Raw genomic sequence first — 17,894 nt, 5'->3', positions numbered from 1 at the left:
GTCGCCGCATCGAGCGACATCTGGCGCAAGCACGGCTGTTGCCGGGAAAGACCCTTGAGGCCTTCGACTTCACAGCCGTCCCCATGCTGTCCAAGGCGCATGTCAGTGCCATCACCGCGGGCGATAGCTGGATCGGCAAAGGCAGCAACATACTATTGTTCGGACCTCCAGGTGTGGGCAAGTCGCATCTCGGCTCGGCCATCGGTCTTTCCCTTGTCGAGAATGGCTACCGCGTGCTCTTCACCCGAACCACCGACCTGGTCCAGAAGCTCCAGCAGGCGCGGCGCGATCTCGTCCTCGAAAGCGCCATCTCAAAGCTCGACAAATTCCACCTTCTGATCCTCGATGACATCACCTATGTCACCAAGGATCAGGCTGAGACCAGCGTGCTGTTCGAACTCATCAGCGCAAGATACGAGCGCCGATCCATGCTCATCACGGCCAATCAGCCCTTCGGAGAGTGGAATGCAATCTTCCCGGATCCGGCCATGACACTGGCAGCGGTCGACAGGCTCGTGCACCACGCGGCCATCTTCGAGATGAACGTCGAAAGCTATCGGCGACGCGCAGCCGAACAAGCAAAGGGACCAGGGCGACCCGCTCAAAGAGCCACGCCAGCCAACACCAAAACTGATTGACGCGCAACGACAATCAAAAAACACAAAAACCTTGAGGATAGCGGAAAAGACCGCCATCATCTCAAACGTCGCGACCAAGGATTCTCATCCTGATTGACGCGCTAACCTCACCTAGATTGTCGCGCTACAGATGCCCCAGCCTCTAAGTGTAGGGCGGTCTAAAGCTTGGTGATGTGTATTGAGTATGGGCTTTCCTGCGATGGCCAAATTTTTTGCTTTCCTTGAGAATTAGTAATGCGTCACTTGTTTCGGCTAAGGGTCAAGACCGGACACGGTTTGACCTACCTGTCGAACTCATAAACTGAGATTTCACTGGCTTTCATCCGATACCCAATTTCTGCGAGTGCTGTCGTCTTTGCCTCGACTTGCAGAACCCCCGTTACCCAGACCGGTCGCGCCATTTTAGCGCTGGGATAGGGCATCTCTGTTTGGACGTGGATCAGTTGATTGGGCGGCGGCGCAGGAACGTGAATACAAGCCCCCTTGTACGGAGCCAGTATGAACTCGATGACATTCAGTTCCTCGAAAGCTAGCGGCACAATGAAGCCGGGCATTTTGACTGTTACTCCGTCGAGCGCGGAGACCGTGGCCGCATCGGACAGGTCTTGTGCCTCGGCAGGCCCTTGGTGAGATACAGTTGGAAGCAACACTGCCTTGCCGGACGGGGTCAGATCTTCCCAGCCAAGCTCACGGACGGCTTCTTGAGCGGCGGTCGTTGAGCCTACCCCGATAATCCCAATGCCTGTCAAACATATCGCGACAAACTGTCTTCGGTTAGTCATTCTCATCTCGATACCTTTCACGGGGTTTTTCTGGCCAGCTGTGACGAAAGAGCGGATCTGTACGCTGCAAAGGCAGGCAGGATCGCCGCCAGAGGTGCAAACAAAAGAAACAAGAGTAGTTTCGGAAGCTCGTCGACTTGCAATGAACTGCGCTGCAAGCTGATCCCCAACTGCTCGTTCGCGAAGGAACCAGCGGTCACCAAAATCAGGCTACTGAGACCAAGCGACACAAAGATCGCCGATGCAACCAAGATCATGATTTCTGCGATTATCAGGTATACAATGTGGCCGGGCGTTGCACCGACGGTCCGGAAAATCGCGAACTCTCGTTGCCGGGCGGCCAATCCTGCCATGACCGTCGCTATCATGCCGACGAGGGCTGTGAGGACAACCGCCCAAGCGATGAGTCGTAACACGTTTTCAGCCAACCCCGTAACTCGCCAGAGTTCCGAAAGCGTGACGCCCGGCAGTATCGCTGTCAGCGGCTCCGCAGCGTAGGTGTTGATCTGTCGCTGTAGGCCAAAGATCTGGATCTTGTCTCTGACGCCAATCAGCGCTGCCGTAACAAACTTTGGCGTCAAGTCGACATCACGAAACAGCATCTCTGCCGGGATGTCGGGCCCGAGCGCTTCGCGCCGTGCGGAGACATCGGTATGGACAGCTTCCAAAGCGGAAAGGCTGATGAATAGCGAACGATCAACAGGCGTTCCGGTTTTCTCAATGATCCCGGAGATAACAAACGGGAGATCATCATGATCAACCAACGATTCTAGGCCGTGGGAAACTACGATGTCTTGCCCAACTTTGTAGCCAAGAGTCGCGGCAACATCACTGCCGATGACGACGTCAAAGAGCCCGTGGAACACATTACCTGATGAAAAGGATAAAGCATTTTGCCGGGAATATCGGTATTTCTCGAAAACGCCCTTGTCGTCCCAACGACTCGGTACTCTCTGTGGCTGTCGCCAAGCGAAAGCGGAACGCTCCAATCGACTGCGCTGTTTTTCGAGATCTCTTCAAAAGAACTCCAACTGAAATTGTTAGAGGCGTTTCCCAAATGAAACACGCTGTAGAGAAGGAGTTGGATGTCGCCCGTCCTGGCCCCTACAATCAGATCGGTTCCAGATATCGTATTGGTGAAACTGTCGCGGGCAGCGCTACGGACCGTTTCAACAACTTGGATCAATGAAAAGGAAAGGGCCACCGCGAACACCGTAAGAGCAGCGGTCCATTTGCGGTAGATTAACGATCCAAATGCCAGCGAGATCACAGTCATGCTGCGCTCATTGTGTTTGAGTGCATCGTTTCGACATCAAGTACATCGTCAAATCGAGCAGCGATCGATACATCGTGGCTCGCGAGAACAAGGGCGAAGCCAACCTCCGCGGCCATCTCAAAGAGTTGGTCTAGGAATACGTCTCTGTTTCTATTGTCGAGTGCTGATGTCGGCTCGTCTGCGAGCACTATGGATGGCCTCGCCACAAGAGCCCTCGCAATGGCTACCCTTTGCTGCTGACCAACGCTCAATTTGGAGAGGTCTTTTCGCAGATAGATGTCTCGTGTGAGGTCGAGGCGCTCACAAAGCTGACAAGCCCTTGCTTTCTGTTCCTTGACAAGTGAAGACGGGCTTCCCAGAAACCTGAGCGGCAACAGGACATTACTCAACGGAGAGATATACGGAATTAGATTGAACTGCTGGTAGACCACGCCGATATGTCGAGCGCGAAAGGCATCTCGTTTGGAGCGCGCGACACCGTAAAGGTCGTGCCCATCAATCTCTATCGCTCCGCCGATTTTCGGCATCAACCCCGAAAGAGCCGTCAAAAAAGTCGTCTTTCCTGATCCGCTTCGCCCTTGCAGCATCAAGCTGGCACCTCCGCGCAGCTCGAGGTCCGGCACGATCAGGCGAAAATCATCGTGATGGTCTTTTGATCGCTCCGACCAGGTCAACGCAACATTGCTGGTGCGCAGGACTGTCTGTTGGCTACGGGACGGCTCAGTCACTGCCGAAACTTTTCCAGTTTCAACTCCGGCAGTCGAGTTGTGGCAATCTGTTGGCCCTGCATGCTTTCGCCAACAAAGTTGACTCTGATTTCATCAATGCTGGGAAAGCTTTCAAAGACCGGTAGTCGCAGCGTTCCGGACAGATTGAAGTTCTTGCAGGTCCATTGATAGATAGCTGAAAATTCGGAATGAGAATCTTCGTCATCGCCATCATGATCATGTGAATGTTCAGAATCGTATTGGTGACCCTGATCGTCGCTGTGGACCTCGTGCTGCGGGCCAAGAAGTTCTGCCTTCTCGAGGGTGACAGCGCAGGAGAATGTCTCGGGCCAGGCAATAACGGCTTCTGCCTTGCCGAGCTCATTCAAGGCTGCGCTAATCGCCTCTCGATCTTGCTTTGAATTCGCGCGATGTTCAAAGCCGACGATGTCCGCGCCAGCAGCGCTCAGTTCGGCCTTCACCGTTGCGCCGTTCCAGACAATATTGAGGGTGGCGGCACCGTGCTCGTGGGCATGCTGACTGCGGGATTGCGCGACCAATACTGATGCAGATGCCGTTACTGTCAGAATAGCGAAAGCGGAAAGGCGTAACAATTCAATTGGAAAAGCGCTGCTGGACAGCATCACACGCCTCCCATGCAGAGATATTTGATCTCGAGGTAGTCCTCGATCCCGTATTTTGAGCCTTCGCGGCCCTGACCGGATTGCTTGATGCCGCCGAAGGGAGCGACTTCGGTCGAGATGAGCCCGGTATTGATGCCGACCATGCCGTATTCGAGCGCTTCGGCGACGCGCCAGACACGGGCCATGTTCTCGGCGTAGAAGTAGGAGGCAAGACCGAAGATCGTGTCATTGGCCTGTTCGATGACCTCGTCGACGTCTTCGAACTTGAACAGAGGGGCCACGGGGCCAAAGGTCTCTTCGGTGGCCACTTTCATGGCCTTTCTCACGCCGGTCAGCACCGTTGGTTCATAGAATGTGCCACCCAGCTCGTGACGCTTGCCGCCGATGACAATCTTGGCACCCTGTTTGACCGCATCCGCCACATGTTCCTCCACCTTGGCCAGGGCCTCGTCGGAGATCAGCGGTCCGGCGCTGACGCCTTCCTCAAAGCCATTGCCGACCTTCATCTTGTTGACGGCGGCGGCCAGCTTTTCGGCGAAGGCGTCGTAGACAGCGGCCTGCACATAGATTCGATTGGCGCAGACGCAGGTCTGGCCGTTGTTACGGTATTTGGAGATCATCGCCCCTTCGACCGCGGCATCGAGATCAGCATCATCGAAGACGATGAAGGGCGCATTGCCGCCCAGTTCCATCGACGTGCGCAGCACCTTATCTGCAGACTGCTTCATCAGGATGCGGCCCACTTCAGTCGAGCCGGTGAAGGAAAGCTTGCGCACCTTGTCGTTCGAACAAAACTCCTGACCAATCGCTTTGGAGTCCGTCGACGGGATCACCGAGAACAGGCCCTTTGGCACACCAGCCTCCTCGGCAAGCTTGGCCATGGCGAGCGCCGAAAGCGGCGTCTCGGCGGCAGGTTTGGCAACAAAGGCGCAACCAGCCGCAAGAGCAGGGGCCAGTTTGCGGGTCATCATTGCATTGGGAAAGTTCCAGGGCGTGATCGAGGCAACGACGCCAACGGGCTGTTTGATGACGACAATGCGCTTGTCCGGCTGATGACCGGGAATGACATCGCCATAGATGCGCTTTGCTTCCTCCGCGAACCACTCGACATAGGACGCTCCATAAAGGATTTCGCCCTTGGCTTCTGCCCAAGGCTTGCCCATCTCGGCGGTCAGGATCGTCGCCAGATCATCGGCATGTGCAACCATCAAATCGTAGAGCTTGCGTAAGACCGCAGCTCGCTCCTTGCCTGTTCTTGCGGCCCAGCCCTTCTGCGCATCATATGCAGCGTCAATCGCGGCTTTCGCACCGCCAACTCCCATATCCGGGAGTGTGAGGATGACGCCACCGGTTGCCGGATTCTTGACGTCGAAGGTCTTTCGCCCCTCTTTTTCGGCGTCCGTCACGTCGACCCAGTTGCCGCTGACAAAAGCGGCGGAAATCAGAAGATCCGTTCTTGCGAGGCGTTCTTCAAGTGTGGCAAACGTGACGGGCATTGCTAACTTTCCTGCTTAGTATAGGTGCCTTCGCGACCTTTCGGCCGCGAAGGAAGGGTTTCCAGTTTTCAGCGGATGGCTGTTGGGTTGATCATCATCTGAACCGCGCCGCGCATGCGCGTCACGCCCAGAACGAACATGAACTCCCACGCTTCGTCTTGCACCAACTCGCGCGTGTCCATGTTTTCGAGAATGTAAATACCATTCTGTGGAATAAGGATTTGGTGAACCGCGAAGACACCATCCGCGCCATTTTCGAAGGGCAAGGCCTCAAGGCCCCAAGTGTCTGCGCCAACGGCAACCACACCGATCTCAGCCAGATATTCCGCGCCGGTGATACCAAGACCCGGCTCGACCGATACATAGCGCTCATGATCCTGGTTTTCCCCGTCGAGCAGGTTCAACCAGCCCGAGTGGAAAAGCACCGTGTCGCCTTTCTTCAGCTCGACACCCTGCGCCTCGGCGACAGCAATAATGTCTTCCCGCGTATAGGCGGTTCCCTCCTGGATGATGTCTTGCCCATAGTGCTTGGTCATGTCGAGAACGACCCCGCGTGTTACCAGGGGCGGAAGCTTCTCGAGGCCGAGCTTGGCGAGACCATCGGCTTTCGCGACATCGGCACCCTGAAGACCGTTATAGTATTCGTGCTTGATACCGATATGACCGAGCCCGTCGATCTGGGGCCCGATACCCAACCAACCCATGAAGATATCGTCATTGTAGGTCATGCCGTTCGTGCCGAGACCCTGCGTGGTGATCTGGTTTGGCTGCAGGACAGTGATGCTCATGGAACGTGGACTGAAGGCCGGTGTCTTTGAATCGACAACAATCCCAAGATTGTAAGTCTTGCCAGTCGTGACGAGTTTCGACGCCTCCAGCACGGTTTCAGGCGTAATGTGGTTGGCGGCACCGATTTCATCATCGGGTCCCCACGGCGACTCGCGCCAGTCCTGCGCAATTGCAGGACCCACCAGGCCGCAAACTATTGCAGCTGTAAGAGCAAGATTTTTCATGTTTTGTCCTCCCTTCGAGGTATGCGGTCTCATTGAATTTGGGTTGCCGGAGACCGCTGCACCGGCAGACCCGACACGCGCCTACAAAGAGGCCTCGTAGATCCGCGCAGCATCGTCCTCCAAGACTTCGCGTGGATTGTTCACCAAAAGTCGGGTTTGGTTCATGGCATCGGATGCGAGCTTCGGGATGTCGATGGAACTGATCCCGACCTGCTTTAGCCCAGGCTCAAGGCCAAGCTCTTGATTGAGCGCCGAAAGGCGCTCGACGAACTCCGCAGCGATGGTTTGTGTCGAGCGGCCAGCGTCGATGTCAGGGAAGACAAGAGGTGCCAGCTCTGCATACTCCGCTCCGCAAACCGGTGCGTTGAAGCGCATCACCTCGGGAAGGACCAAGGCGTTGGACAAACCGTGCGGGACATGGAAAAGGCTCCCGATGGGATAGGCGAGAGCATGGACGGCGGCGACTGGCGAATTGGCGAAGGCCTGACCTGCAAGCATGGAGCCGAGAAGCATCTTGGCCCGTGCGTCCTTGTTCGATCCGTTCGATACGGCTTCACGGATATTTGCCCCAAGCAGTGAGAGGGCCTGTTTTGCCAAAATCCGCGAAATCGGATTGTTGTTGGCGCTGCGTGACGTAAAGGCCTCGATCGCATGCACCATAGCATCGACACCCGTCGCAGCAGTGATATGTGCCGGCAACCCAAGTGTGACCTCCGGATCAAGGAGCGCGATGTCCGGAAGAATGATCGGCGAGACGACCCCCTTCTTCTCGTCAGTTCCTGTTGTCAGGATGGATACTGCAGTGACTTCTGACCCCGTTCCGGCTGTCGTTGGCACAAGAACCAGCGGCAACCGGGTACCTTTGGCCTGATTGACCCCGTAGATTTCTTCCAGTGGTTGGTCAGAAATCGCTAGTAGTGCGACGATCTTGGCCACATCCATTGAACTGCCGCCGCCGAACCCAACCACGCAAACGATCTCATCTTTTTTTGCTAGATCGACAGCTTCCAGGACCGTCGAAGCCTTGGGATCGGGTTCGATCCGATCGAACAGCGTCACTTTGAAGTTATGTTGCTCGAGGTCTATGAGCGCTGCCTCCGCAAGTCCCAGCTTAATGATTCCCGGGTCAGTGACGAACAGCACGCCTCTTGCCTTGCTGTCGATGGGCAGTCCTTGCAGTACTTCGCCAAGTCGTGCGATACCGCCGATCTCTTGGCGGATTGAAGGTGTCGTGTTGAAAACGAAATCAGATAGTGCGTCGGTCATGCTGCCTCCACACCGTTCATCAGACTTATCTGGCCACGTTCGATCGAATAGACTTGGTCGACCACCTTTTCGGAGTGGGTGTAGTCCGACTCAGATATTAGTACGGACAGATTCTCCGCTCTCAAATTGGAAATCACTTCCATCAAGCGTTGCGCGAGAGCTGGAGCCACACCTTCGAAAGGTTCGTCGAGCAAAAGTAGATTAGACCCAGCAACGAGTGCTCTGGCGAGCGCGACCAGCTTCTGCTGACCTCCGCTGAGCGTAAGCGCCTTGCGGTCCGCGAAACGTCCGATTTCCGGCATGAGGTCATAGACCCACTTCATGCGCGATCGATCCGAATTGTCGGTGGCCCAGAGCGAAACGAGGATGTTTTCTTCGACGGTGAAGTGGGGCACCAACCGTCGATCTTCGGGCAGGTAGCCAATTCCTAGACCAGCCCTCTCATGAGGTTTTGCGGTGTGCAAAGGAACATGGTTGAATTCAATCGATCCATTCTGCACTGGTAGGATCCCCATGATCGAACGCATGAGCGTCGTTTTTCCAGCGCCGTTGCGACCAATGAGACCAACGGTCCTACCTGTTTCGATCTTAAGGCTGACATCTCTGAGGATGGGAACACGTTGGATGGATAGATCGATGTTTTTGACGTCCAACATCAAACAGCTCCCTTCTCATTGGTCTGTTTAGGATCGATGGCACTCTTGCGGTGGAACTCGCTGCCGATCACAAATTCACGGACCTTGGGATCTTCCAGCACCTTTTGAGTCTGTCCGTCCGCCAGAATCGTTCCTTCGTAAAAAGCGACGCATCGTGGGGAAAATTCCTCGACAATCTCCATGTCGTGCTCGATGAAAAGAACCGCTGTGTCGGTGGCTTTGAGCGCATCAATCAGGACGCGCATGAAGTCCATTTTCTCGTCGGCGCTGACGCCACTAGTCGGCTCATCAAGAAACAGCAGATCAGGATCCGCAACGGTCGCCATCGCGATATCGATCAGCTTGCGGACACCTTGAGGAAGAGTCGTGATTTCCTGGTGTGCGTAACGATCGATGCCAAATCGGGACAGACCGGCAAGTGCTTCTTCCTCAAGTGACGGGTCGATGGCCGGCGTCAAAAGTACCGGGCGTTCTTGCTTGGCGATCGTGAGCGCAATAAGCATGTTGTCGAGCACGTCAAGCTCAGGAAAAAGCTGAGGGATCTGGAACGACCGGCAGATTCCAAGGCGGGTTATGTCCCGGGTCGGCTTTCCTGTGATCGACTTCCCGCGATAGATGATTTCGCCCGAGCTCGGGGGCAGGTAACCAGTGACCATATTGACAAAGGTTGTTTTCCCCGCCCCATTGGACCCAATCACACCCATTACTTCGCCTGCGGAAATCTTGATGTTGATATCGCGTGCTGCGACAACGGCACCAAAGGTTCGCTCAAGGCTCTTTGTTTCAAGAATGGTCGTCATATCATCGCCCCGTTTCCGCCGCGGGATTACCTGCGGCTTTATTTTTCTTCTTCTTTGTTGAAATGAGCGACCACAGGCCCTTTGGCAGGAAGATGATGGTCAAGAGCATCACGGTGCCGAGAATGGCCTGCCAGGTATTTGGCGAAAGCTCTACGGCATAAACACGAATGATCTCGAGGATGAATGTGCCAGCAAGTGGAGCGACGACATTGCCTACGCCAGCGAGGATCGAGACAAATACAAACTGACCGGACGTGGTCCAATTGGTCATTTCCGGATCGACATGGCCAAGCGCCATCGCCCATAGCACGCCGCCCGTGGCGGAAACGGCGGCAGCGATCACATAGGTGATATGGATGGCCTTATGGGCTGAGGTGCCGAGATACTCGACGCGAAGTTCGTTCTCGCGAATGGCCTCATTGATGTAGCCGAGCGGACTCCTTAAGAAACGGTTCAGCCCTATCGCGCAGCCGATCGTAATTGCACAGGTCAGGAGGTAGAGCGCGATACGACCGTTATCGGCATCGGGCACCCATCCCAGGAAACTGGCCTGAGGCAGATTGAATCCGTCCGTGCTGCCGAGCTCTTCTGTCCGGGACAGAAGGCCAAAAAAGATCATCGAGACGGCCAAGGTGAGCATCGCATAGAAGATCTCGCGGTAGCGCCGCAGCAGAAAACCAAGGACCGTGGAGATCAGTACACTTGCGACCAATCCGAAAATCAAAAGAAGAAAGATATCGGAAATGCCGAACAGTTTCGCGGCGAGACCGGCAGAATATCCCCCGATGCAGAAATACAACCCTTGGCCAAACGAGACCAAGCCGGCGCGCATTTGGATCATGACCCCAAGGGCAACAAGACCGGTACCCATGGAGACATGCACGTAGTTCACGACCCAGTTTGGCAGAATGAAAATAAGGGACATCAGAAAGGGGAGCGCGATCGCTAGACCGATCTCTGTCTTGTCAAACGACTTGGTCATATCTTTCTGCTTTCTGCGAGGGCGAACAAACCGTAGGGTTTGATGGCCAGCACGGCGGCCATGACAAGGTAGATCGAGAAGAGCTCTGCCGGAGGGTAAAGATGCACGGACGCCGCGCGGGCAAATCCCACAATGAGAGCGCCAATCATCGCGCCGCCAATGGACCCCATCCCCCCGATGACGATGACGGCGAATGCCATCACGATTATTTCAGCTCCAATGCCGGGTACGACAGAGATCTCAGGAGCCGTCAGTGCGCCTCCCAGTGCGCCAAGAGTCGCGCCAACAATAAAGGTCACCGTGAAGAAGAGAGTCACGTTTATGCCGAGAGCGCCGCTGACCTCGCGGTCTTCGATAACGACGAGAAGCAGTTTGCCAACCCGTGTATGATTCAGCGCGAAGTACAGCGCCGCTCCTACCGCGAATGCCACCCCGATGATGACAAACTTGTAGACCGTATAAGGCAGTCCGAAGACGTCGATCGTACCCAAGTAAAAGGCCGGCTGGTAGGACACATAGGAATCCGTTCCCCAGATCAGCTTTGTCGCGTCTTCAAGGATCAGGAAGATTGCGTAGGTCACTAGGACCATCAAGACTTCATCGCGCCCATACATGAAGCGCAGGATTCCGCGCTCGACAAGCAAACCAGCAAAGACGCCCGCGACAAGAGCTGCCAGGGGAATGATCAGGTAAGTGAGGGCAATAGTATTGCCTGTTTGGGTATATAGGCCAATCGCCCATGCGGATGCATAGGCACCCAAAGCATAAAAGCCGCCATGCGCAATATTGAGGATGCGCATCACCCCGTAGATTAGTGTGAGACCGACCGATGACAAAAACAGCCACGCTGCGAAGCCAAGCCCGTCCACTGCTATCGCAACTGCGGTTAGCATGAAGAACTCCAGTTTTTTTGTTATGAGCACTAGGCCCGCGACGGCTTGCGCCATCAAAGGTGCTGGGCCCCGCCATCAGGAAGCGAAGCCGAGGCCCAGCAAGGCGGTCAGGCAGGCTACGATTCGCGGCCAGCACCGACCTTGGGAGGAGAGGTTGCTACTCGCATTTCGCCCCTTCGAAGCCTCCATTGATCCAGTCAATGGAGTTGACCCCCGCCGGAGGATTCACGCATTCGGCATCAAATCGTACAACATCGACAAGCGTCGCTTTGCCACTTTCTTTGTCGTACTGATAAGTGCCGTATGCCGTGTCCTGAATTGCCTGGTGGCCGTTGGCCAGCGCCATGGACACCATGCCGCTCGGACCTTCCCATTCCAGTCCTTTCAGGGCACCAATGACCGCATCCTGGTCTGCACTGCCGGCCTTGTCAGCGGCGGCCTTCACGCCCAGCAGCGCCTGCGCCATTTTGTAGGAAGGGTAGGTGGGTAGGGTACCGAAGCGGTCAAAATATGCCTGACGGAACCAATCATTCAGCTCGGACTCAGGGGCAAGATCTCCGTGAGGCCCTCGCGCACCAATGACTGTGCCATCCGGCATCTGCGCGCCGAGGCGATGCATAGCGGTTTCACCCGTGGTCAAAACAACCTTGGAACGCTCAAAGACACCTCGTGCAGAACCCTGGATGATAAAGGCTTCCATGTCGCCACCCCAGAAACTGGAATGCACAACGTCAGGCTGGGAAGTCAGCAATGCTGAAACCTCAGAACCATATTGTCCTGCGTAAATCTTTGGAAATTGCTCTGTCGAGACTTCCGAAGAATCATCCAGCTGCTTCACGGATGCAGAAAAATCGCGCCAGGAATCCTGTCCCCATGCGTAGTTTTGATTGATCCCGGCAATCGTTCCGAGGCTGACACCCTGCTGCTGTAGGTATCGTGCTGCGGCGACGTTATCCATGGTTGCGTGGCCACCGGTGCGGAAGGTGTATTGCGGATCGGTGACGATTTCTTCGAAAATCTGCGGTGTCCCGCAATCGAAGAGTATTGTCAGCTTTTGAGCTTTTTCAGCTTCTGGAGCGATTGCTTTACAGCTGCCGGACGAAATGTAACCGACAATCATATCCACACCGTCTTTTTCGACGAGTTTAAGGTAGTCGGCATTCTTCTGTTTGGAGTTTTCATCGACGAAGATCGGGCTGATCGTCGCGCCGGCAAGTCCGACCGTGTTGTAAGGAGGGGGCACGGTGCCAGCGTTGATTTCCTGAATCATCAATTCCGCGGCGTTGCGCGCCGGAACACCGAATGGGCCAGCAGCCCCTCCGGAAAGAAATGTCACAAAGCCGACCTTGACCTCACCTTCTTGCGCCTGTGCGGGCGATGTAACCGCTACTGATATGGCGATGCCCATCGCTGCCGCAGCTATCATTGCGGTGGTTGATTTCAATCTCGCACCGAAGCGCGAGCAAGATTTTGCAGAATTCATGTTTTATTCTCCTCCAAGTCTATCCTTCTATGGGATAGGTCTCTGCATATTGGTCAGCCGAACTCGTCCCCCAAAAAGACGGTTCGTGAGAACTGTGTTGCAGATTTCCTCCCTGACACGCCGACGGCGCGCTGGGGCAGGATGAAAGGTTTGACGGCGTCGTTCGACGGTCGCCTAGTTTATTCTTGAGCGGAATCCGCGCAAACGTGCGCATGGGATGCGCGGCTTCCGCTCAAATCAAAGTGACATGTTGAAGAGTGGCTCTCTCATTCACCCGATGGGGAAGAGCGACTTTCAGGCGCGCCTTCAGGGAAGTATATCTTCCAGTTGCCAAGCATTACTGTCGCAGGGGTGTAGCTGTTGTTGAAGACAGTTTCGCCTATAGCTTGCACCTGCATTAGTTGGTGTGTTTCAGCGTCCATGTACGAACTGAAGCCCTCAGGATCTTCAGGCAGATCAAGGATCAGCTGTTCAAGGCTTCTGCCAATCCGAGTTTTGTCTTGGGAATTTCCAGCGTCGCGGACCGCTTCGGCGATGGCCAGAATGCCCGAATAGGCTCCCTCGGCGGCATAACTCGGATACCGGCCAGCCTCCTCGTGGAATGCTTTTACGAACGCTTCATTGCGTGTGGTGGATGGCCAGTTGACATGGTGACGGGCTGACAGGACTAGCCCGAGCGGCATGTCGTTACCAAGCTCTGACAACACCTCATAGTTGCCACCAGCATCGAAATTCATGAATTGGGTCGTTTCGAACAAACCCTGCTGATCAGCCTGCTTCACAAACGTCACGAGGTCGAGCCCCCACTGACCGTTGACAACAATGTCAGGCTTGGCGCGGGTGATCTCGCTGATGTAAGACGAGAAGTCAGTTTCGAAGAGGCGCGGCCAGAATTCTCCGGTAATCAGATAGGGAACGTCGTTAGTTCTGAGGAATTCCTGAAGATCATTCCAGGCTTGATAACCGTATTCATAGTCGGGGCCAATGAAAGCTATGCGCAACGGCTCCGTGCGCCCGGCGTAAGCCTCCTTGATGTATCGTGCGCCCGCATGCATTGACTGACGACTGCCGTTCGTCAAACGGAAATAAAAGGGGTGAAGGTCCTCTTGTATCAGCGTCGGGGCCGCATGGTCCGTCCCGATGAAAAACACCTCTTTCTCTCGAGCTACGGCTGAGACGGCCCGGGCGACGGATGAGCTAACGACCCCGCAAAGGAAATCGACCCGATCCTCTTCAATGAAGCGACGGGCGATCTGGGTCGAGCGCAGCGATTTGGAACGGCTGTCTTCGATGATCACTTCGATTTGCGGATAGTCCGCTGGTTCCAGCGCCTCAATGTGCCGCAATGCAAGTCGGACACCGACTGCACTGTCACGTCCGTACAACGCACCCGGTCCAGTCAGAGGATAAAGGCAACCTACCTTGACTGATCCAGAACTCGTCTGTGCAACAGCGGTTGTGCCGGACAGAGACAAAATCAGCGAGGAGAGAAGTAGTGCAAACCGAGTCATGATAGTCCCAGACGTTGCATTTTTCGCTTCAAGGCATGTCGGGAAATGCCGAGCCGCTCGGCCGCCAAGCCCTTTTTGCCACTGCAACGCATCAGTGCCTCCCGAATAAGGTCTCTTTCTACGGTGTCCATGGATTGCTCAATTGAGAGAGGTTGGCGCGTTTCGGTTACTTGTATTTCCGATGGCAGAAGATCGACCGTAACTGTATGCCCTGGATAAAGTATCGACAGGCGCTCAACGAGATTCTTCAATTCCCGAACATTGCCCGGCCAACCGTAGCTGCGAAAGAAATCACGCGTCAGCCTGTCGAAACCGATCGGTTGGTTAGTCGAAGACTGGGCGAACCGAGTTGCAAAATGTAGCGCGAGCAGTTCGATGTCACTGTCACGTTCTCTTAGAGGCGGGATTTCAAGCGGCACCACATTCAAGCGAAAATATAAGTCCTGGCGGAAATTTCCTTCCGAAACTGCTTGATTCAGGTCGCTGTTCGTCGCTGCGACGACCCGAACGTCTACGCGTCGTTCGGTTTTTTGACCGGCGACGCGATAAGTATGCGTTTCGAGAAAATGAAGTAGTTTCGCCTGAATTGGCAATGGCATCTCACCGATCTCATCGAGAAAGAGCGTCCCGCCATCTGCAATGTCGACCAGCCCCCGTTGTTTCAGAAGCATTCCAGGTTGTGATCCGCGCTCTGCGCCAAACAGCTCAAGGTCGATTTGCCGCTCGGGCAGCGTCGCACAATTAACCTCCACGAACGGAGCGTTGTCATCCGAAATCTTTTGATGCAATTCCCTGGCAACAACAGCTTTCCCAACACCAGTCTCACCCTTGAGCAAGATCGTTTGGGCGTTGCTTTCGGAAATCTGTCTAATTTCAGTTCGTAACTGCTTCATGCCAGCACTATTCCCGATGAAATCAAACTTGGTTGTTCGTTCTCTCAGATAGCGGACCTCACTGTTGAGCCGACGCCGTGACTCTGTTTCTCTAAGCAAGAGGATCAGTTCGTCGACATCAAACGGCTTCGCGACGTAATCAACAGCCCCCATTTTCATAGCGGTTACGGCGTCTTGAGTGTCATCGAAAGCTGACATCATGATGACGGGAACATCCGGCAGCTCGGTCCTGAACCATTCGAGAACTTCAAGACCGTTTAGGCCGGGCATTCTGATGTCGAGCAAAACGACATCCGGCGCTTCATTCTCAGCCAGCTTGCATCCCACATGCCCGTTATGGGCTTCACGACACTCGAACCCGGTTTGACGAAGGGTAAAGGAAAGAGAGCGGGCGAGTTTGATCTCGTCATCGATAATTAGAATGTTGAGGTTACTCATGCATTCGCGCCTTTCTCTCTATGCGCCTCGAAATTCATGACGATCACGGTCCCAACACCGGATTCGCTTTCAATCTCAAAAGTGCCACCATTTGCTTCAACCAGCTGTTTTGTGACTGATAGTCCCAGACCCGACCCAGTGCTGCGGGTGGTGAAGAAGGGCCGAAGAACACGTGATTTCGTTTCTTCATCCATTCCGACGCCGTCATCGGACACAGTGATGATTGCTTTGTCGCTCTCGCGGTAGGTTTGCAGGCGCAAATGGCCACCGTTTGGCATCGCTTCGATCGCGTTCAGGCAAAGATTGAGCAAGATCTGGCTGAAGTGCGCTTGGTCAATCTTGATGGTTAGAGTTGAGTCACCTGAAAGATCGATGATCACATTTTTTGCTTTTGCATTTGTCGCCAGTAAGGTCCGGATCGAACGGAATGCATCACGAACCAAGACTGGTTCAGGGTCCGGGTCCCTGGGCTTGGCATAGTTGAGAAATTCGCTGATCGTACGATCGACCCGATCAATCTCGGAAGAGATGACCTCGAACATCTGTTGCCGCTCCAAATCCGTCTCGTTTCTCTTCAGCCCGTGGACCGTTGTTGCAACCGTTGCTAACGGGTTCCGGATTTCATGGGCAATCCCAGCAGCCATGCCGCCGAGTGCCGCACGTCTCTCAACCTCCACTCGTGACGCTACAAGACCCTCAAGTTGTTCACGCATGCGGTTGTAGGACCGGGCAAGCACCCCCAATTCGCCAGGGCCATCCTCACCCACTCTTACACTGAAGTCGCCGTTTGCGACGGCGCGGGCACTTTCGGACAGGGGCGAAAGATACCCGGACAGGCGCTGTGACATCTTGAAGAAAAGAAACATCAGACCGAGGGCTGAGAGTGCGGCGGCTATAAGCAGTAGGTACCGGATCCGGTTCAGTGGCTCTTCGAGATTGCCGCCATCGTCCACGAGATGGACTCGCCAACCTGGCAGAAACTGGCGAGACCGCGCCAGGCTTTCTTCACTTTCATCGCGCGTCCCGACAACAGACATGCGAACCCGGTCAAAAACGACGACCTGCGCTCTGTAGACCCCGGTCTTCGATAATTGAGATGCAAGTTCAGTGAGCGAAGCCAACCGCATGCGAAGGGAGACGACCCCGATCTTCTCCTGATTGTGCAAGACCGGCATTCGAATGAGGAACCAACCTGGGCGACCGTTGTGCGGCATAATCGGACCAATGATCTCGGAGTTGCCATGCTGGATAAAGGGAGCGTCCACAATTCCGCGGCGATCATCATCCGCTCTCGCGCTTGGCACGATTGCCAACAGTTGGCCGTCGTCCGTGGACAATTCGACTGCATAGACATCTGGATTCTCGACTTCGAGCAAGAGCAGGTCGTTGAGCAAAGGTGGTAATTCTTCAAAATTACCCTTTCGAAAGTAGTCACTGGTGTCGCTGAGATCGACAATGCTTTCTAGCTTTTTGACCTGAACCGCAATGAAATTGCTCATCCGCACAGCCGTCGCTTCGACGTCAGCTTCCACGCGGTTGGTTACAAGAGTGTCGACAAGCCCTGCGCTGTACCGGTCGTACAGAGCTGCCATAAGGATGAGCGGGATCAACGCAGCCACAAGCGCGCCCCAGAGATACCTTCTGGCCAAGTTAAGTTGCCTTCCGAACAGGGCTTTCATGTCTCCTCCGCCTTGAAGATTACAACAAGCATGCTCGAGCGGAAATCGCTCATCAAAGGAAATGTGAGCGGTTGCCGCTCACAAAACTCCCTGAGCGCGAAGACTGTGAAATCAAGGAAACAGTTCTCGCTGCCGCGCCGCACAGCAACATTTTGAGCCATGACGCCCCGCACAGGGCGTGTCCAGTGTGGCAGATTTGCTCTGAACACTACTTGATCTTATGAGCGGTTTGCGCTCAAACTGCCTAGAGCTCACGACCAGGTCGGCAAGTCGGCTCCAAGAGGTCTACGCGGAGCTAGCAGTGTTGAACCAGTCGGATGAATCGCGGAGCTCCGATAATTCGCGAAGCATCTAAAGGTCCTCAGAGCGGCAGTCGAGTCGGTGCACATGGCAAGGTCAAAGTTACTCAGATGTCATTAGTGAAGGCAAAGCAAGTACCTGCCCTGGAGCGCGGCAAAAATATCATTGATTTTGTGACAACCTCAAAAATACCTCCGTCTATTTCTGAGATCTCGCGTTCGCTTAATCTTCCAAAAAGCAGCGTATCGACGATTTGTGCCGCTCTCGTTGAATTAGACTTACTTGTGAAGAGGTCAGATCAAGGATTTCAGCTTGGTCCGCATATCATGAGATGGGCGAATGCGTTCGCGGCCCAGTCAGATGTTGTTACCGAGTTTTCATCATTATGGGACAGTTATTCCAATCTACCCGGGGCAACCATTTCGCTGTCGGTTTTG

Annotated in this window: 18 protein-coding genes; 2 read left to right on the top strand and 16 right to left on the bottom strand. The window is 54.7% G+C overall.

Annotated features, from left to right (window positions below; translation table 11 throughout):
- Positions 1–638: IS21-like element helper ATPase IstB (gene istB / locus ACR0AD_RS20320; protein WP_480489342.1), on the top strand; the 638-nt coding region annotated here is incomplete at its 5' end.
- Positions 639–919: 281 nt separating this feature from the next.
- Here istB and ACR0AD_RS20315 read toward each other — a convergent pair.
- The 16 genes from ACR0AD_RS20315 to ACR0AD_RS20240 form a co-directional block, all read right to left on the bottom strand.
- Positions 920–1,420 (bottom strand): DUF3299 domain-containing protein, encoded by a 501-nt coding sequence (locus ACR0AD_RS20315; RefSeq protein WP_480489344.1) that lies wholly within the window; start codon positions 1,418–1,420, stop codon positions 920–922.
- Between the two features lie 17 nt (positions 1,421–1,437).
- The gene (locus tag ACR0AD_RS20310; RefSeq protein WP_480489346.1) at positions 1,438–2,286 is read right to left on the bottom strand and encodes an ABC transporter permease; all 849 of its coding nucleotides are present in this window, start codon (positions 2,284–2,286) and stop codon (positions 1,438–1,440) included.
- Positions 2,205–2,696, bottom strand: coding sequence for a hypothetical protein (locus ACR0AD_RS20305; RefSeq protein WP_480489348.1), 492 nt, complete (start codon positions 2,694–2,696; stop codon positions 2,205–2,207). Before ACR0AD_RS20305 ends, ACR0AD_RS20310 begins: the two co-directional genes overlap by 82 nt.
- On the bottom strand, positions 2,693–3,424 hold the full coding sequence (locus ACR0AD_RS20300) for an ABC transporter ATP-binding protein (RefSeq protein WP_480489350.1): 732 nt from the start codon (positions 3,422–3,424) through the stop codon (positions 2,693–2,695). The genes ACR0AD_RS20305 and ACR0AD_RS20300 overlap by 4 nt, the downstream gene beginning before the upstream one ends.
- On the bottom strand, positions 3,421–4,047 hold the full coding sequence (locus ACR0AD_RS20295) for a ZrgA family zinc uptake protein (RefSeq protein ID WP_480489352.1): 627 nt from the start codon (positions 4,045–4,047) through the stop codon (positions 3,421–3,423). The genes ACR0AD_RS20300 and ACR0AD_RS20295 overlap by 4 nt, the downstream gene beginning before the upstream one ends.
- Positions 4,047–5,543, bottom strand: a complete 1,497-nt coding sequence (locus ACR0AD_RS20290; protein WP_480489354.1) for an NAD-dependent succinate-semialdehyde dehydrogenase — start codon at positions 5,541–5,543, stop codon at positions 4,047–4,049. The genes ACR0AD_RS20295 and ACR0AD_RS20290 overlap by 1 nt, the downstream gene beginning before the upstream one ends.
- Before the next feature lie 68 nt (positions 5,544–5,611).
- A complete protein-coding gene (locus ACR0AD_RS20285; protein ID WP_480489356.1) occupies positions 5,612–6,556 on the bottom strand; it encodes a cyclase family protein in 945 nt (314 codons plus the stop codon).
- Between the two features lie 81 nt (positions 6,557–6,637).
- Complete coding sequence (locus tag ACR0AD_RS20280) at positions 6,638–7,822, bottom strand: iron-containing alcohol dehydrogenase (RefSeq protein WP_480489358.1); 1,185 nt, start codon at positions 7,820–7,822, stop codon at positions 6,638–6,640.
- On the bottom strand, positions 7,819–8,478 hold the full coding sequence (locus ACR0AD_RS20275; protein WP_480489360.1) for an ABC transporter ATP-binding protein: 660 nt from the start codon (positions 8,476–8,478) through the stop codon (positions 7,819–7,821). Before ACR0AD_RS20275 ends, ACR0AD_RS20280 begins: the two co-directional genes overlap by 4 nt.
- Positions 8,478–9,278: an ABC transporter ATP-binding protein gene (locus ACR0AD_RS20270; RefSeq protein ID WP_480489362.1), complete on the bottom strand. Its 801-nt coding sequence runs from the start codon at positions 9,276–9,278 to the stop codon at positions 8,478–8,480. The genes ACR0AD_RS20275 and ACR0AD_RS20270 overlap by 1 nt, the downstream gene beginning before the upstream one ends.
- Position 9,279: 1 nt before the next feature.
- Entirely contained in the window at positions 9,280–10,260 is a 981-nt protein-coding gene (locus tag ACR0AD_RS20265) for a branched-chain amino acid ABC transporter permease (protein ID WP_480489364.1), read from the bottom strand.
- Positions 10,257–11,153, bottom strand: coding sequence for a branched-chain amino acid ABC transporter permease (locus ACR0AD_RS20260; protein ID WP_480489366.1), 897 nt, complete (start codon positions 11,151–11,153; stop codon positions 10,257–10,259). Before ACR0AD_RS20260 ends, ACR0AD_RS20265 begins: the two co-directional genes overlap by 4 nt.
- A gap of 157 nt (positions 11,154–11,310) precedes the next feature.
- Complete coding sequence (locus ACR0AD_RS20255; protein WP_480489368.1) at positions 11,311–12,636, bottom strand: ABC transporter substrate-binding protein; 1,326 nt, start codon at positions 12,634–12,636, stop codon at positions 11,311–11,313.
- A 266-nt stretch (positions 12,637–12,902) separates the two neighbouring features.
- Complete coding sequence (locus ACR0AD_RS20250; RefSeq protein ID WP_480489370.1) at positions 12,903–14,147, bottom strand: ABC transporter substrate-binding protein; 1,245 nt, start codon at positions 14,145–14,147, stop codon at positions 12,903–12,905.
- On the bottom strand, positions 14,144–15,478 hold the full coding sequence (locus ACR0AD_RS20245; protein ID WP_480489373.1) for a sigma-54-dependent transcriptional regulator: 1,335 nt from the start codon (positions 15,476–15,478) through the stop codon (positions 14,144–14,146). The genes ACR0AD_RS20250 and ACR0AD_RS20245 overlap by 4 nt, the downstream gene beginning before the upstream one ends.
- On the bottom strand, positions 15,475–17,157 hold the full coding sequence (locus ACR0AD_RS20240; protein WP_480489375.1) for a sensor histidine kinase: 1,683 nt from the start codon (positions 17,155–17,157) through the stop codon (positions 15,475–15,477). The genes ACR0AD_RS20245 and ACR0AD_RS20240 overlap by 4 nt, the downstream gene beginning before the upstream one ends.
- A 317-nt stretch (positions 17,158–17,474) precedes the next feature.
- On the opposite strand from ACR0AD_RS20240, the gene ACR0AD_RS20235 reads away from it, so the two are divergent.
- On the top strand, positions 17,475–17,894 hold a 420-nt coding region (locus ACR0AD_RS20235; protein ID WP_480489377.1), incomplete at its 3' end, for a helix-turn-helix domain-containing protein.

It is taken from the genome of Ruegeria sp. BH8 (genome assembly GCF_056538065.1).
This window is presented reverse-complemented; position numbering and strand designations above follow the sequence as displayed.

Bases quoted from the DNA above. Each gene is read 5' to 3' on its own strand.
- ACR0AD_RS20315 (WP_480489344.1), bottom strand. From the start codon at position 1,420: ATGACTAACCGAAGACAGTTTGTCGCGATATGTTTGACAGGCATTGGG.
- ACR0AD_RS20305 (WP_480489348.1), bottom strand. From the start codon at position 2,696: ATGACTGTGATCTCGCTGGCATTTGGATCGTTAATCTACCGCAAATGG.
- ACR0AD_RS20295 (WP_480489352.1), bottom strand. From the start codon at position 4,047: ATGCTGTCCAGCAGCGCTTTTCCAATTGAATTGTTACGCCTTTCCGCT.
- ACR0AD_RS20290 (WP_480489354.1), bottom strand. From the start codon at position 5,543: ATGCCCGTCACGTTTGCCACACTTGAAGAACGCCTCGCAAGAACGGAT.
- ACR0AD_RS20285 (WP_480489356.1), bottom strand. From the start codon at position 6,556: ATGAAAAATCTTGCTCTTACAGCTGCAATAGTTTGCGGCCTGGTGGGT.
- ACR0AD_RS20280 (WP_480489358.1), bottom strand. From the start codon at position 7,822: ATGACCGACGCACTATCTGATTTCGTTTTCAACACGACACCTTCAATC.
- ACR0AD_RS20275 (WP_480489360.1), bottom strand. From the start codon at position 8,478: ATGTTGGACGTCAAAAACATCGATCTATCCATCCAACGTGTTCCCATC.
- ACR0AD_RS20270 (WP_480489362.1), bottom strand. From the start codon at position 9,278: ATGACGACCATTCTTGAAACAAAGAGCCTTGAGCGAACCTTTGGTGCC.
- ACR0AD_RS20265 (WP_480489364.1), bottom strand. From the start codon at position 10,260: ATGACCAAGTCGTTTGACAAGACAGAGATCGGTCTAGCGATCGCGCTC.
- ACR0AD_RS20260 (WP_480489366.1), bottom strand. From the start codon at position 11,153: ATGCTAACCGCAGTTGCGATAGCAGTGGACGGGCTTGGCTTCGCAGCG.
- ACR0AD_RS20255 (WP_480489368.1), bottom strand. From the start codon at position 12,636: ATGAATTCTGCAAAATCTTGCTCGCGCTTCGGTGCGAGATTGAAATCA.
- ACR0AD_RS20250 (WP_480489370.1), bottom strand. From the start codon at position 14,147: ATGACTCGGTTTGCACTACTTCTCTCCTCGCTGATTTTGTCTCTGTCC.
- ACR0AD_RS20245 (WP_480489373.1), bottom strand. From the start codon at position 15,478: ATGAGTAACCTCAACATTCTAATTATCGATGACGAGATCAAACTCGCC.
- ACR0AD_RS20240 (WP_480489375.1), bottom strand. From the start codon at position 17,157: ATGAAAGCCCTGTTCGGAAGGCAACTTAACTTGGCCAGAAGGTATCTC.